Origin of the sequence: Prevotella veroralis DSM 19559 = JCM 6290, assembly GCF_000377625.1 — a bacterium.
In the GTDB taxonomy this organism is placed as follows: Bacteria; Bacteroidota; Bacteroidia; order Bacteroidales; family Bacteroidaceae; genus Prevotella; species Prevotella veroralis.
Genome location: NZ_KB898331.1, coordinates 37,592 through 52,320, shown reverse-complemented (window position 1 = coordinate 52,320; position 14,729 = coordinate 37,592). Strand labels below are relative to the sequence as shown.

12 protein-coding genes are annotated in these 14,729 nt (G+C 43.9%); 8 read left to right on the top strand and 4 right to left on the bottom strand.

Features of this window, described 5'->3' with window-relative positions; genetic code table 11:
- The first annotated feature begins 60 nt into the window (after positions 1-60).
- The 5 genes from D464_RS0107445 to D464_RS0107425 all read left to right on the top strand — a co-directional run bounded on the left by D464_RS0107445 (position 61) and on the right by D464_RS0107425 (position 5,906).
- Entirely contained in the window at positions 61-987 is a 927-nt protein-coding gene (locus D464_RS0107445; protein WP_018910847.1) for an FKBP-type peptidyl-prolyl cis-trans isomerase, read from the top strand.
- Between the two features lie 265 nt (positions 988-1,252).
- Positions 1,253-2,269, top strand: a complete 1,017-nt coding sequence (locus tag D464_RS0107440; protein ID WP_018910846.1) for an FKBP-type peptidyl-prolyl cis-trans isomerase — start codon at positions 1,253-1,255, stop codon at positions 2,267-2,269.
- Positions 2,270-2,477: 208 nt separating this feature from the next.
- Positions 2,478-2,942, top strand: a complete 465-nt coding sequence (locus D464_RS0107435) for an Lrp/AsnC family transcriptional regulator (RefSeq protein ID WP_004383014.1) — start codon at positions 2,478-2,480, stop codon at positions 2,940-2,942.
- A gap of 57 nt (positions 2,943-2,999) precedes the next feature.
- A complete protein-coding gene (locus D464_RS0107430) occupies positions 3,000-4,859 on the top strand; it encodes a gamma-glutamyl-gamma-aminobutyrate hydrolase family protein (protein ID WP_018910845.1) in 1,860 nt (619 codons plus the stop codon).
- 24 nt (positions 4,860-4,883) lie between these two features.
- Positions 4,884-5,906 carry a M28 family peptidase gene (locus D464_RS0107425; protein WP_026284659.1) on the top strand — a complete coding sequence of 341 codons (1,023 nt, stop codon included), beginning with the start codon at positions 4,884-4,886 and terminating at the stop codon, positions 5,904-5,906.
- A 369-nt stretch (positions 5,907-6,275) separates the two neighbouring features.
- Here D464_RS0107425 and D464_RS0107420 read toward each other — a convergent pair whose 3' ends face one another.
- Positions 6,276-6,935: a hypothetical protein gene (locus D464_RS0107420; protein ID WP_238309106.1), complete on the bottom strand. Its 660-nt coding sequence runs from the start codon at positions 6,933-6,935 to the stop codon at positions 6,276-6,278.
- Positions 6,936-7,203: 268 nt separating this feature from the next.
- Positions 7,204-9,081: a heavy metal translocating P-type ATPase gene (locus D464_RS0107415; RefSeq protein WP_018910842.1), complete on the bottom strand. Its 1,878-nt coding sequence runs from the start codon at positions 9,079-9,081 to the stop codon at positions 7,204-7,206.
- 135 nt (positions 9,082-9,216) lie between these two features.
- Here D464_RS0107415 and dusB point away from each other — a divergent pair, with 135 nt between their 5' ends.
- A complete protein-coding gene (gene dusB / locus D464_RS0107410; RefSeq protein ID WP_018910841.1) occupies positions 9,217-10,173 on the top strand; it encodes a tRNA dihydrouridine synthase DusB in 957 nt (318 codons plus the stop codon).
- An 89-nt stretch (positions 10,174-10,262) separates the two neighbouring features.
- Here the strand turns inward: dusB and yfcE are convergent, their stop codons facing one another.
- Entirely contained in the window at positions 10,263-10,802 is a 540-nt protein-coding gene (gene yfcE, locus D464_RS0107405; protein WP_018910840.1) for a phosphodiesterase, read from the bottom strand.
- Positions 10,803-10,944: 142 nt separating this feature from the next.
- On the opposite strand from yfcE, the gene D464_RS0107400 reads away from it, so the two are divergent.
- Positions 10,945-11,874 (top strand): tetratricopeptide repeat protein, encoded by a 930-nt coding sequence (locus tag D464_RS0107400; protein ID WP_018910839.1) that lies wholly within the window; start codon positions 10,945-10,947, stop codon positions 11,872-11,874.
- Between the two features lie 484 nt (positions 11,875-12,358).
- On the opposite strand, the gene D464_RS0107395 is transcribed toward D464_RS0107400, so the two are convergent.
- Complete coding sequence (locus tag D464_RS0107395) at positions 12,359-13,177, bottom strand: oxidoreductase (protein ID WP_018910838.1); 819 nt, start codon at positions 13,175-13,177, stop codon at positions 12,359-12,361.
- 296 nt (positions 13,178-13,473) lie between these two features.
- On the opposite strand from D464_RS0107395, the gene D464_RS0107390 reads away from it, so the two are divergent.
- Positions 13,474-14,670 carry a serine/threonine-protein kinase gene (locus tag D464_RS0107390; protein ID WP_024985861.1) on the top strand — a complete coding sequence of 399 codons (1,197 nt, stop codon included), beginning with the start codon at positions 13,474-13,476 and terminating at the stop codon, positions 14,668-14,670.
- Positions 14,671-14,729 lie beyond the last annotated feature (59 nt).

The window sequence follows — 14,729 nt, the reverse complement described above, 5'->3', positions numbered from 1 at the left end:
ATAACTTATGATAGCCCTACAGAACATGTATTAATGCCTAAAAACTAAACAATAAAATAAATGAAGAAAGTTTATCTTTTAGCCGCAATGGCTATGGCAGCTGTAGGCTTCACAGCCTGTGGCAACTCTACTCCTAAGGAGGATTTGAAGTCTGATGTAGACTCTTTAAGCTACGCATTCGGCGTAGATCAGGGTCAAAGTGTTAAACAATATCTACAGCAGATGCAGATTGATACCGCTTATATTGACGAGTTCGTCAAGGGTATGAACGATGGTGTTCAGGGTGCAGATGACAAGAAGAAGGCTGCTTATAACGCTGGTATCGGTGTCGGACAGCAGATGAATATGGTCATTAAACAGCAGATTAACCGCCAGATCTTTGGTGAGGATTCAACCAAGACTATCTCTCTGAAGAACTTCTTGGCAGGCTTTGCTGCAAGTGCAAAGGGCAAGAATCAGAAGATGACTGTTGAACAGGCTCGTAACATAGAGCAGACCGTTTCAAAGGCTATTCAGCAGAAGTACGCAGAGAAAACATACGGTGCTAACAAGAAGAAGAGCGATGCTTACATGGCAGCCAATGCGAAGAAAGCAGGCGTAAAGACCATTGCACAGGGTGTACAAGTTCGAGAGCTTAAGGCTGGAAATGGCGCAACTCCGAAGGCTACAGATGTAGTGAAAGTCAACTACGTAGGTAAGACTATCGAGGGCAAAGTGTTTGATCAACGCAATGATGCAACTATGCCTGTCAGTGGTGTAATACCTGGTTTTACAGCTGCATTGACCACTATGCCAGTTGGTTCTAAGTGGGAGATTACAATCCCTTACAGTGCTGCTTACGGTGCACAACAGCCTAGCCCAGACATCAAGCCATTCTCAACACTTGTGTTCACGGTTGAGTTGTTGGGCATTGAGAAGGCTCCACAAGGTCAGCCGGGTATGCCTGCTGGTATGCCAGAGCAGGTTAGCGGAAAGCCTGCAAAGTAATTCCAAGACATCTTAAGATAATAAATAAGGAGGGTCAGGTGCATAGCCTGACCTTCTTTGAATCATCTCCTTTTAAGTAAACAATCATCTTTTATAGAATAGGGAATTATACAAACGGGTATAATCAATTATACAAACGAGTATAATCAATTATACAGACGTGTATAATCAGTTATACAGACGTGTATAATCGGTTGGACACACGAGTCCAAACAAGTATCTTCTATAGGAAAGGGAAACATCTTTTATTAAACAAATATAGGTTATGAAGAAAGTAATCATGCTGGCTTTGCTCATTGCGGCAGGCTCAGCTTTAAACACAGCAAGCGCTCAGAGTAAGAAAAAAGATAAGAAGAACAAAGCTACAACAGAGTGTTCAGAGGTTTGCAAGACGGCACCTATCGTATTGAAGAGTGCTGCCGATTCATTGAGTTACGCAACAGGTATGACCATGTCAAACGGCTTGGACGCCTATCTTGAGCAACAGTTCGGTATAACAAAGGAGTTAATGCCCGACTTCATTAGGGGCTTGAAGGAAGGAATCAGCAAATGCAAGGATGCGAACTTCGCTGCTTATGGAGTAGGAATAGCCGTTAGTCGCCAGATAGAAAGCCGTTTGCTCCCAAATATGGTTAGTCACTTCGAAGAGTTAAAGAGCCCTATTGACACAGAGATACTATACCGTGGAGTCGTAGCAGCTATGTCCAAGGACTCAACAACGATGTCTCCTGCAACCGCAGCAAAGTTCTTTAAGGAACAAGAGATAGCTATCAGACAGCAAAGAGAGGCTGAGAATAAGGCAAAGAACGAGGCTTTCATGGCTGAAAACAAGGCTAAAGAAGGGGTCGTAACGCTCCCCAGTGGCTTGCAATATCGCATTATTAAGAAGGGAACAGGTGCCATTCCAAAGGCTACTGACGATGTTCAGGTGATCTATGAAGGCAAGACTATCGACGGAAAGGTATTCGATTCAACCGCAAAACACGGCACTGAGTTCGACACCTTCAACGTTGGTGGACTCATCAAGGGCTGGACTGAGGCTTTACAACTTATGCCGGTAGGTTCTAAGTGGGAAATCTTTATCCCTTACAACTTGGCTTATAGCGAGCGTGGAGCAGGTCGCGACATCGCTCCTTATTCAACTCTTATCTTCACATTGGAGCTTAAAGACATTGATGGAGTGCATGAGGTAAAACCTTCAACAGTAACCCCTTCTAAGGAGACAGTAGCTAAGAAGGCTGTAAAGCCTGCTAAGAAGAATACAACAAAAGCAGGCAAATAAATAGACTGATCGCTTTTATTGAATTAAACAAACGTAAGCTAAGAGGTGAAGAAACACTTTACTATTGGCTTCTATATAAACAAAATGCACCCAAGAGGTGCATTTTGTTTATCATTTTGTTGCTTGTTCAATAATTATTATCTACTTTTGCTCATATCAATTAAGCATCTTTAATTACGTTACAAATCAATTATATCAATCAAAGGAGATGGAGAAAGTAGATCGATTAGACAAGAAGATCTTAAGCATTCTATCGCAGAATGCACGTATGCCATTCAAAGATGTAGCCGCACAATGCGGTGTTTCGCGCGCTGCAATACATCAACGTGTACAACACCTCATCGAGAATGGAGCTATCACGGGGAGTGGTTTTGATGTCAACCCAAAGAGCTTGGGCTATACAACTTGTACTTACATCGGCCTCAACCTAGAACGTGGTTCTATGTATAAAAAGGTAGTTGAGCGTCTTAGTGCTATCCCCGAGGTGGTGGAATGTCACTTCACAACTGGTCCATATACCATCCTTTTAAAGCTATATGCTCGTGATAATGAGCAATTGATGGACCTCCTTAACAACCAATTACAGGGCATTCCAGGGGTTGTTTCAACGGAGACTCTCATCTCATTAGAGCAGAGTATCAAGCGTGAAATACCAATTACAGAAGAACTATAAGCCTGCTTCAGACTTGATAACAACGATATAACGAATTATAGAACATAGAGCGGAAAGATGAAATACGACCTTCAGTCGCATCTAGACAAGGTGTATGCGACTTACCCCGAGGCAAAGCGTCTGCCGATAATAGGTATCACGACCAACTTTACAGAGCGTGATGCCACATTAAGAGACGTCTATTATAAACAAGTAGTAACGGCTGGTGGCATTCCAATACTCATCCCGCCAGTTGCTGATAAGGATGTTCTTGTCAACACACTAAACCATCTTGATGGACTACTATTGACTGGTGGAGCTGATATTAACCCACTTTGGGTAGGAAAAGAACCCTCTACTCATCTCCATGGTATCAACGCTGAGCGTGATCAAGCCGAACTCATGCTTACCAGATTAGCCTTCAATCGCCAGATACCTATGCTGGGAATCTGTCGAGGAATACAAACGCTTGCTGCTGCCTTGGGTGGTTCTGTACAACAGGATATCTATGAGGATTATATCAGAACAGATGCTACTGTTGAGAAGAAATTAGCTAAGGATAAGACAATCACAACCTTCCATGCTGCAACCATCAAGCATTCTCAAGACGCAGAACGCAGTGAGAGGACGCATAGCGTTACGCTAAACAAATCATCAATACTCTATGCTCTCTACAAGGAAGAGCGCATCTACGTCAATTCCTTCCATCATCAAGCTGTAAAAACACCAGGTAAACGCTTTCGGGTAACGGCTGTTGCACCTGATGGAGTTATCGAGGCAATGGAGAGCACAGAGTTTAAACCCATCATGGGAGTGCAGTGGCACCCTGAGTGTTTGGGTGAGGATGGAGGCAAACTATTCCTTTGGTTGGTCACACAAGCTAACAACTTCTATATCGCCAAGCAGCTTCATAAGCGTGTTCTAACACTCGATACGCACTGCGATACACCGATGTTCTTCCCTCAAGGAGTGCGCTTTGACCAACGCGACCCACGTATTCTCTACGATCTTCATAAGATGACGGAAGGACATCAAGATGCCGTAACGATGGCTGCTTATCTTCCACAACCAAAGATTGGAGAGAGCTTCTCTTCTAAGATTGATGTCGCTGGATTGAAGCATTACAACCCTACTCTCTCTAAGGCTCTCGACCATCTTTCTCCTGCGGTATATGCCGATCTCATCTTCGACAAGATAGAGGAGATTGTGAAGCAGAACCAGCGTTACATCAGTATAGCTCGCACTCCTTCCGATCTCTACGAAGACAAGCGCAAGGGGCGCAAGAGTATTATGTTTGCCATAGAGAACGGCTTAGCTTTGGAGCATAAGATAGAGAACATCAAGCACTTCGCACAACGAGGTGTGGTTTACATCACGCTTTGTCACAACGGAGATAACGATATCTGTGACTCGGCACGAGGCTGTAACACGCATGGAGGAGTTAGTAAGTTTGGTGAGGAAGTCATAAGAGAGATGAATCGAAATGGTATCATGGTCGACTTGAGTCATGGGGGTGAGAAGAGCTTTTATGACGCTCTTGACATCAGTTCCCAACCGATAGTTTGCAGTCATTCCAATAGTAAAGCTCTATGCGACGTTCCCCGTAATCTCACTGACGATCAGATGCGTGCTCTGGCAAAGAAGGGCGGAGTTGCACATATAACTATGTATCATGGATTCCTCAAGAAGGACGGTGAAGCAACCATTATGGACGCTATTGCTCACCTCGAACATGCCATTGAGATCATGGGTATCGACCATGTAGGAATAGGCACCGACTTCGATGGTGATGGTACGATAAGGGGCTTAGCTGATGCCAGCGAGATGATTAACTTCACCTTACAACTATTGCGTCGAAAGTATAGCGAACGTGATATTGAGAAGATATGGGGTGGTAACTGGCTGCGTGTCATGGCTCGTGTGCAGAGTGTAAGATAATGTTTTTGATTACAATAAACAATGATGAAAACAAAAATAAGGATTCTTTTAGGGTGCATCCTTGCCCTCACTCTGACGAGCGTAGCCTATGGATGCAAAGGAAAAGCAAGTAATAACAATGCGACATCGGATGCTGATACTGCTACAACAGCGCATCCTATTGGTCCAAAGTTCAATTCCGACTCTGCTTACGCATACACTGCTGCGCAATGCAAGTTCGGTCCTCGCACCATGAACTCTACTGCCCATGAGCAATGCGGCAAGTGGATTGTGGAGCAATTCAAGCGTTTTGGATGTGAAGTTGAGGAACAAAAGGCAGACTTAAAGGGCTATGACGGAACAGTTCTAAAGTCTACTAACATCATTGCCAGGCTCAACCCACAGGCAAAGAAACGTGTTCTTCTCTGCGCACACTGGGATAGTAGACCTTGGGCAGACAATGACCCAGACTCTACCAACCACCGTAAACCAGTCATGGCAGCCAACGATGGCGCCAGTGGAGTTGCTGTTATGCTTGAGATTGCACGCCAGTTACAGGCGGATAAGAAGTTTACTATAGGTGTAGACTTCGTCTGTTTCGATGCCGAGGATTGGGGAGTTCCGCAGTGGGAAACCAACTATCAGGACACAGGAGACAGCTGGGCACTAGGTGCGCAGTACTATTCTCTACACTTCCCAGGCACTATCAAGCCCGAATATGGCATTCTCTTGGACATGGTAGGCGGTGAAGGCGCTCAGTTCTATCGTGAAGGAATGTCGCAGCAATACGCTAATAACATTGTTGAGAAGGTGTGGGCAGTAGCAAAGTCGGCTGGTTTTGGCTCTTACTTCCCTGATTCTCCGGGTGGAATGATTACTGATGACCATATCCCAGTGAACCAGAATGCAGGCATACCAACGATAGATATTATCCCATACTACCCTGATTGCACCCAGAGCAGCTTTGGTCCTACGTGGCACACCATCAATGATACGATGGAACACATTGATAAGAATACACTGCAGGCAGTGGGTCAGACCATCATTCAAGTTCTATATACTAAATAAGAGAAAGAAGTTTTTTCCATATAAGGCTAGCTCTTTGAGTAATCTCAAAGACGTTAGCCTTCTTTCATACTATATGTTTTTAAGCCAAGTGAAAAGCGTTCCCAAAAAGATTAAAGCCCACCTATCGCTACCCCGAATGAGGCTTTGCACAGCCCTCCCTACCCTCTTCTATCCTCCAAGAAACATCCCTCTACGAAGGAGAAGAACTTAATGTAAAGCAGAAAAAAGCATTTCGTAAATACAAAAATAGACTAAAAATAGAGAAATAATAAATTAGAAGCAAAAATAAAATAAGCTATTTTTTCAAACAAAACTTGCTCTTCTCGCACTTAACTAAGTGTTTCCTCTCTTTTAGCTCATGCTCTTTTCCTATTTAGAAGGCTCACTCTTCTCCTCTTTCCGTTGCATACTTTGCTTGAGGGAATCGTTCCTCTGGTCCAATAGCGTTTGTCTATAAGCCTTTAAAATAGGGTCTTCATGGTCTTCAACTCCATCCATCTTCTTGAAAATCTTACGTAGTTGTTCCACATGCCGTTTGTCTCTTTGATACCTCCTATCGAGCATTAAACCTATATCAAACTCTCCTCTCTTACACTTCGGACGCTTTTCTAAGATGTCACGTTTCGGCATTTTCTCCAATAGAGCACGCCCATCTGTAGTTTGCCGACCCGTCACGATAACCTCATCCAAGTAATGTTCTGCAGGATAAAGAAAGACGGTATCACGTAGAATCTCGGCTCTAAGCAATTTCTCGGGGACATATCCTTTCTTACTGAAAGAGGCTGTTTGGAACGTATCAGGTAGGTTGATTAGTCCTTGCCAAGTGGTCATTCCGAGGTTACGACCATCCACTTTAACCAGCACATCACGTATGGGAAAGTGTGTAGCAGCATCACAAACCAATGTCTTCTGGGCATGTGCTACCATGGAAGATACCGACAATAACCACAGCAATAAAGCCATGATACGAATGTTATCATAGCTCCTTTCCATGTGAGAACCCTGTATCGCCGAGTATAACTTAGCCATAGCTGTAATTCATCAATAGTCCGTTAACTTGTGAGAAGTCCTTTCCTTTCTTTGCTGCAAATCTATATAAAAGTTTCCACTTGTGCTTTCCTTTGTTGATAATTTTTGGTTAATTACAAAGGATACTAACATTATTTAAAGTAAAGATAAGCGTTTTTGATAATGTTATAAATCCTATCTTACGAATAAAAAGACTCGTTTGTCTGCAAGTCCCAATCGGCTTCAGACAAACGAGTCGTGTGCTATTTCGACCAATAAAGTACGTTCTTTATCGTGCTCTCATTGCGTTAAGAACAGCCAGAACCATTACACCAACATCTGCAAAGACGGCTAAGCCCATACTTGCAAAGCCACAGGTGGCAAGGAGCAAGACTGCCACTTTAATGCTAATAGCGAACCATGCGTTCTCTTTCGCTATGAAAATGGTGCGGCGGGAGAGCCTGATTGCAAGCGAGATTTTCGATGGTTTGTCATCCATGAGGATAACATCTGCGGCTTCAATAGCGGCATCGCTACCCAGAGCACCCATCGCTATCCCCACGTCAGCACGCGCCAGTACAGGTGCATCGTTGATTCCGTCACCCACAAAAGCAAGTGTTCCGTTCTCATTCTTATCGCTCAACAGCTGTTCAACACGTGCTACCTTATCAGCTGGGAGTAGCTCGGCATGATAATCCGTTACGCCTGTTTCTGCGGCTACTTGGCGTGCGGCATCTTCCTTATCACCTGTCAGCATGACCGTGCGGGTCACTCCTAAGGTCTTTAAAGAGCTGATTGCCTCACGTGCGTCAGCTTTCAGTTTATCAGAGATAAGGATGTGTCCGGCATAAACACCATTGATGGCAACATGCACGATAGTACCTACATGATTCTTACAACGGCTACATACGGGGATTGAAAGCCCTAATGTTTTCATCATTTTGTCGTTACCAACGCTGACAACTCGCCCATTGACCATTGCAGAAACGCCTTGTCCAGCCGTTTCATGCACATCTTCTATACTGCAATTATCAGCCTCATGGGGATAAGCCTGTCGTAAGGCGAGGGCAATGGGATGGCTTGAATAACGCTCAACATGCGCTGCGAGGTGTAGTAACTCTTGTTCCGAACAGTTGTCAGGATGCACTGCCTCCACCTCAAAAGTGCCGTATGTCAATGTTCCTGTCTTATCAAATACGATGGTCTGAAGCCTTGCCAAGGCATCCATATAGTTGCCTCCTTTGATAAGAATACCCTTATGTGAGGCACCACCGATACCTGCGAAGAAGGTTAATGGGATGGAAATCACCAGTGCGCAAGGGCAACTAACAACCAAGAAAGTTAATGCCCTGTATAGCCAAGTAGCAAAGGCTGGGGCATAACTATCGTAGAAGAAAGGTGGAATAAGTGCCAGTGCAAGGGCAGAAATGACCACGATTGGCGTATAGACACGTGCAAATCGGCGGATAAACGACTCACTTCTCGACTTGTTATTACCTGCGTCTTCCACCAACTGGATAATCTTTGCAGCTGTAGACTGGCTGTAGGACTTGTCGACACGGAGCCTCAGAACGCCCGAGAGATTGACACATCCAGAGATAACAGCGTCTCCTTCTTGCACATCTCGTGGTAGACTCTCACCCGTAAGGGCTACAGTATTAAGACTGGAGGAGCCTTCTAAGATCGTACCATCAAGTGGAATCTTCTCTCCCGGCTTAACTATTACGGTGTCTCCAACGCTTACCTGCTCTGGACTAACCGCCTCAATGCGCCCGTTCCGTTCGATGTTTGCAGTGTCAGGGCGTATGTCCATCAACTCAGTTATCGAATCTCTTGCCTTGTCCTCGGCGTAGTCTTCGAACAACTCACCCAACTGGAAGAAGAGCATCACAAACACTGCTTCAACGAATTGAGGCTCTGCTCCAGGCAAGAAACCAATGAGTAAGGCTCCTATCGTTGCTAATGCCATCAGGAAGTCTTCGTCAAATGGATCCAAATCCATGATTCCTTCCACTGCTTCTGACAATACATCGTAACCAATGAGGAGGTAAGGAATGAGATAAACAAGCAGTACCTGCCACATAGCAAGTCCTGCATAATGCTCCACCAGCCACGCTCCTGCAAGCAGGATAGCCGTGAGAATGATGCGTAATAGCTTCTTATTCATAGCTAAAAGTCTGTTACATGATTAATATTCTGCCGCAAAGTTACACATAAACTTTCGCAACCTAGTTGCAAAGATGCCACCTCTTTTTATTGAATTAGGCGTTTTCTCTTTCGCTTTTTTGTTACCTTTGCAGGCATGAAGATAGGTTCGATTGATTTAGGAGAGCGTCCTTTGTTCCTTGCCCCGATGGAAGATGTGACCGACATAGGCTTTCGGAAGATGTGTAAGAGATATGGGGCAGCAATGGTATATACCGAGTTTGTATCGGCAGATGCAATCATTAGGAGTATCAAGTCGACGCTTTCTAAGATGGTGATAGACGATAGTGAGCGTCCTGTAGGCATACAGATCTATGGTAGGGATGTAGCTTCTATGGTTGAAGCAGCCAAGATTGTGGAGCAAGTAAAGCCTGACGTGATAGATATCAACTTTGGTTGTCCTGTGAAGAAGGTGGCAAACAAGGGGGCAGGATCGGGTATGTTGAAGAATATCCCACTGCTGTTAGAGATCACAAGAGAGGTTGTTAAGGCTGTAAATGTACCTGTTACGGTGAAGACAAGACTAGGTTGGGACACCGAACACCCCATCATTACCGACCTAGCAGAGCAACTGCAAGATTGCGGCATACAAGCATTAACGATTCACGGGCGCACTCGTTCACAGATGTACACAGGTCAGGCGGACTGGACACTCATAGGAGAAGTGAAGAAGAACCCACGTATTAAGATTCCAATCATTGGTAACGGGGATGTGACGAATCGCTTAGAAGCAAGCGAGAAGTTCGATACTTACGGCGTAGATGCCGTTATGATTGGTCGAGCAACATTCGGTTGTCCATGGATCTTCAGCCCACGAGCAGAAGAGATAAGCCTCGATGAGAAGATAGATGTACTAGAGGAAATGCTCAAGATCAACGTTGAACGCATTGATGAATACCGTGGTATCTTGCATACAAGACGCCACCTTGCGGCTTCACCGATATTTAAAGGCATTCCAGACTTCAAACAGATACGTATCTCCATGCTACGTGCTACGAAGGTAGACGAGCTTATGTCAATTCTTGAAGACTGTCGAGAGCGATTGAGAGAATAGGTTAGCTTTATTGCTGATAAAGGTAAACTTAAAAGGGATTAAACGTTAGCTTTATACGTTCAATCCCTTTCTTTTTCGCCAGATACGGCTTATATGTGTTCTTGCTTTAATACTTCTCCATCCAAGTTATAGGCTGTGAAGACACCATGCTCGTATGTCATAAACGTTGGAACATTGCCTCCTTTAGGGAAGGTAATCGATCCCAAGTTGCAGACCAGAGCATCCTCTTGATGTGTTAACTCCCATAGATGTGTGTGTCCATATACAATGGCATCAATGTTACCTACGGGCATCTTCTCCTTATTATATATGTGTCCGTGGGTGAGGAAGAGCCGTTTTCCTTCATCAACGAGCATGAGATAGTCTGCCATCAAGGGGAACTTCAGGAGCATTTGGTCAACTTCTGCATCGCAGTTACCCCTTACTGCGATTATATCTTGCGCCCTTTTGTTCAATACTTCAACGATTCCTTTGGCATCAATACCCGCTGGAATAGAGTTGCGCGGACCATAGTTTAGGATGTCACCAAGGATACATAACATGTCATAATGCCCCCGATCATAGAATTGCAACACCTTCTCTAGGGTCGGCAAACAGCCGTGAATGTCTGATACAAATAGATATTTCATGTTCTTTCTGTTGTTTGTTTCTAAGGCAAAGGTACTGCAATTCATTCAGAAAATATCGTTCCTTGCGATTTAGTTCACCATCTTCTGCATTTTTCAAGATTATTGTTTATATTTGCAACAACAACTATCTATTACTATTACTATGGATGTGAAGGATGTATTCGAACTACGACGACAGGGGCGAACAGAGGATGCTTACGCTGCAATCTTACCTTTGTATGCTGCTCACAAGGGGCATTATACAACGATAGCCATGTTTTGGGTGGGTGTAGATATGATGCGTTTACGGTATCAACAACGCCGTTTAGAGGAGGCATATAAGATCTTTAAGAGTCTAATGAGGCTTTATCCCACAATGAAAGACACGGATTTAAAGGGGCAAAGTGCGATGATGAGGGCTGCTATTCAGGTCTTCGAACATAACAATAGCTTCTCAATGCTCGACTTCATAACGCATTGGGACATCACACGACTTACTGAGGACGACTGGAAAGGGACGCAGCATGAAGGCTTTGTGACGCCCTCCACGGGGATGAGGATTGTAGGGAAAGTGTTCAAGGAAGTAGCTGCTAATCCTACTGTCGATATGGCTTTACGGGCTGCCCCCATCCTTGCTGAAGCGTTGAAACATAGTCCTTATAACCGAGATAACCAACGTTATAAGGCTATCATCTACCAGATTATGGGCAAGAAAGACAAAGCCATCAATATTTATCGGCATTTGATAAGTAGATCGAAGAAGTCAACTCTATTCCAAGAGTTGGCTGCCCTCATTGATGATGAGCGTTATAAGATAGCCTTATTATGCAAGGCAATCACGTTGCAGAGGGATGAGAAGTTCCGTCAACGCATGCGGTTCACACTTGCCGAATTGTTGTTTAGACAAGACAAAGCCCGTGCGCGTTACGAACTAGACAAGTGTCTTGAGGCGAGGCGACAGGCTGGTTTCACCATCACATGGGCTATGCAGAACTTAGCAGCTAGTCTTTCGGAGGTGAATCCCGTCTCTGATGCGGATCAGAAAGCCTACTATCGGGAACAAGAGAGGATGGTGAAGGAGTTGATGCTGTAGCCTTCTTTAATTCAAAATGCAAAGTTCATAATTCAAAATTGTGATTACTTCTATTTGAAAAAGATACTCTCTCATTCGTAATTTATAATCGAATCAATTCAAAACTCCTAATTCCTTATTCCCAATTAAGCCTAAGTCTTCATTCAAAACACCTCATTCATAATTTAAATTTATGATTACTCCGGTCTAAAGTAAGAGCTTGCAGAAACGTTCGTGTCACCTGTTTCCAGTGTAAAGAGGCAGTGCCTCGTTAGCAGGAATCATAAGAGTGCAAAGAAAGGAACGCCTTTCTCCAATCGAAAAGGGCGTCCCTTCGTATCGAAGAGAGCCTCTCTTTGCAACGAAGAAACGCCCCCTTCAAACAGTACTAATCATAATTTTGAATTATGAACTTTGAATTTTGAATTTAAAGTATAGCCGTTGAAGACTGCTAAAGATGGCTCGATTCACCTAAAAGTTTATGTATCTATATTACTGATGATGCTTAGCTTGCGTGCATCATCATGTAATCAAACCAGCGAGTTGGTAATATCGTATGTAGGAAGATGAGTGGTTTTGCACCAAAGCCGATGAGATAACGCGCCTTTGGACGACGTGCATTTGTGGCACGACTGATAGCCTTTGCAATTACTTCTGGGCTGCTCATCATGTTGCCACTATACTGCTTTCGCATCCCTTCAGCCGTCTTCTTTGCCTGTTCCTCGTATGCTCCACCCTTCGAACTCTCCTCTAAATGGTCGGCAGCAATGCCCCCCCATGGTGTCTTGATACCACCCGGTTCGATGATAGTAACGTTGATTCCGAATCCTTTTGTCTCCATTCTCAAAGCATCACTGAATGCTTCTAAGGCATACTTAGTCGCATGATACCATGCGCCGAAATAGGTTGTTAGACGTCCACCCATCGAACTAGTGTTGATGATAGTACCGCTGTGTTGCTTACGCATGTAGGGTAATACCTTCTTAGTTAACATAGCGACACCAAAGATATTAACGTCGAATTGCTTGCGAGCCTCCTCTATACTTACGTCTTCAACAGCACCATACGAACCATAGCCAGCATTGTTCACCAACACATCTATGCGTCCTTCTGCTGCGATAACAGTCTCAACTGCTTTATTAACACTCTCTTCTACGGTTACATCCAATTGTAGTGGCTTCACTCCGAACTGCTTTAGTGCATTCATCTTCTCTACTCTTCGTGCTGCACCATATACAATATGACCTTGCTTCGCAAGCATCTCTGCCGTTTGATACCCTATACCACTACTTGCTCCAGTGAGGATGATTACTTTCTTTTCCATTGCTTAATTCTTATCCGGTTAATTATTTGTTTCCTAATTACGAGTGCAAAGGTAAGCATTTAATCCAGTATCGCAATAGGCGAACAAGAGTATATATAGCAAAAGAGCAGAATAGGTTGTTATTATGGCAAAATAGACTATAAGACTATAACAAATAATGTTCAATATTGCTACTGATGCTTGCCAGCTTAACATCTATTTATGCTTAAAAGTCTGTAACTATGCCTTATATCATTTTTTTTTGCTAATTTTGCGCACAGAGATACATATTAACTATTTAAATGCGATCGATATCAATGATAGATAAGAACCATACATCCAACCAGTCGTCACAGACAGATGAAATGCCTTTAAAGGGTAGTTACACAGATTATGAGGTGATTCCTTCACAAGGATATAGCCTTATTGTGAAATGTCACAAGGGTGATCAGACTGTCATCCTCAAGGGTTTAAAGGAGGAGAATAGCAAGCGTACGTTGCTAAGAAATGCCCTGAAGTGCGAGTTCAAACAATGTCAACGATTGAACCATACGGGCATTATACGCTATCAAGGGCTTGTGGAGGTTGAGGGCTATGGGCTTTGTATAGAAGAGGAGTTTGTAGAAGGTCGCACACTACAGGCTTATCTTAAAGAACAACACACGGACGATGAGAAGATCGCGATTGTGAATCAGATAGCAGATGTACTCCGTTATGCTCACAGTCAGGGGGTGATTCATCGCAATCTAAAGCCTTCTAATGTCCTTATCACTGCTCAAGGCAATCATGTGAAGCTGATAGATTTCAATGTATTGTCGCTTGATGACGTTAAAGCAACTGCTGACACGACACGCTTCATGGCACCAGAACTGAAAGACGAAACCATGACTGCCGACGGAACAGCTGATATCTATTCGCTCGGAACGATAATGAAAGCGATGGGGCTAACGCTTGCTTATAGTGAAGTGATCAAGCGTTGTTGTGCCTTCAAGCGCAGTGATCGTTATGCAAACATCGATGAGTTCCTAACCGATCTCAATCATGAAGGGTCGTCATTTACCATGCCTACAATAGGTAAAGGCACCGTTATGGTGGCTGTGATCGCTGTGGTTGTGATTGTTCTTGGCGTTCTGACATATAATTATGGTGGTGCTTTGCTCAATCAAATGGGCAAGATTGATGTCTCATCTGTCTTTAAGTCGGATGAAGAAACAGCTCCCGAAGATAGCGTAAAGGTCACTTCTCCTAACGAGCAGCCCAACGATAGCACCCAGAATGCGGCTCCAATGACAGGGAAACTCGCTTTCCTCAACACAATGAAGCCCGCTCTCTATCATGATTTGGATAATATCTTCGATAAGAACTCAGCCGATCGAGCAAAGTTGTCAAAGGCTATCAAGAGTTATTATCATGGACTTATTCAAGCCAATGATACACTCGATTCTGAACAAAGGGCAGAACTCGACCGTGTCTTCGGAGACTATGTAAAACAAAAGAAAGCGGCATTGAAATAAGCAATAGATAATATTTCTGCAGTGATACAAGCAATAACAGATCAGGTTCTATGTATTCC

What these genes read in the sequence shown, in the direction of transcription:
- D464_RS0107415 (WP_018910842.1), bottom strand. Translation starts at nt 9,081, where the DNA reads ATGAATAAGAAGCTATTACGCATCATTCTCACGGCTATCCTGCTTGCA.
- D464_RS0107395 (WP_018910838.1), bottom strand. Translation starts at nt 13,177, where the DNA reads ATGGAAAAGAAAGTAATCATCCTCACTGGAGCAAGTAGTGGTATAGGG.
- D464_RS0107425 (WP_026284659.1), top strand. Translation starts at nt 4,884, where the DNA reads ATGAAAACAAAAATAAGGATTCTTTTAGGGTGCATCCTTGCCCTCACT.
- D464_RS0107430 (WP_018910845.1), top strand. Translation starts at nt 3,000, where the DNA reads ATGAAATACGACCTTCAGTCGCATCTAGACAAGGTGTATGCGACTTAC.
- D464_RS0107400 (WP_018910839.1), top strand. Translation starts at nt 10,945, where the DNA reads ATGGATGTGAAGGATGTATTCGAACTACGACGACAGGGGCGAACAGAG.
- D464_RS0107420 (WP_238309106.1), bottom strand. Translation starts at nt 6,935, where the DNA reads ATGGCTAAGTTATACTCGGCGATACAGGGTTCTCACATGGAAAGGAGC.
- D464_RS0107390 (WP_024985861.1), top strand. Translation starts at nt 13,474, where the DNA reads ATGATAGATAAGAACCATACATCCAACCAGTCGTCACAGACAGATGAA.
- D464_RS0107445 (WP_018910847.1), top strand. Translation starts at nt 61, where the DNA reads ATGAAGAAAGTTTATCTTTTAGCCGCAATGGCTATGGCAGCTGTAGGC.
- D464_RS0107435 (WP_004383014.1), top strand. Translation starts at nt 2,478, where the DNA reads ATGGAGAAAGTAGATCGATTAGACAAGAAGATCTTAAGCATTCTATCG.
- D464_RS0107440 (WP_018910846.1), top strand. Translation starts at nt 1,253, where the DNA reads ATGAAGAAAGTAATCATGCTGGCTTTGCTCATTGCGGCAGGCTCAGCT.
- dusB (WP_018910841.1), top strand. Translation starts at nt 9,217, where the DNA reads ATGAAGATAGGTTCGATTGATTTAGGAGAGCGTCCTTTGTTCCTTGCC.
- yfcE (WP_018910840.1), bottom strand. Translation starts at nt 10,802, where the DNA reads ATGAAATATCTATTTGTATCAGACATTCACGGCTGTTTGCCGACCCTA.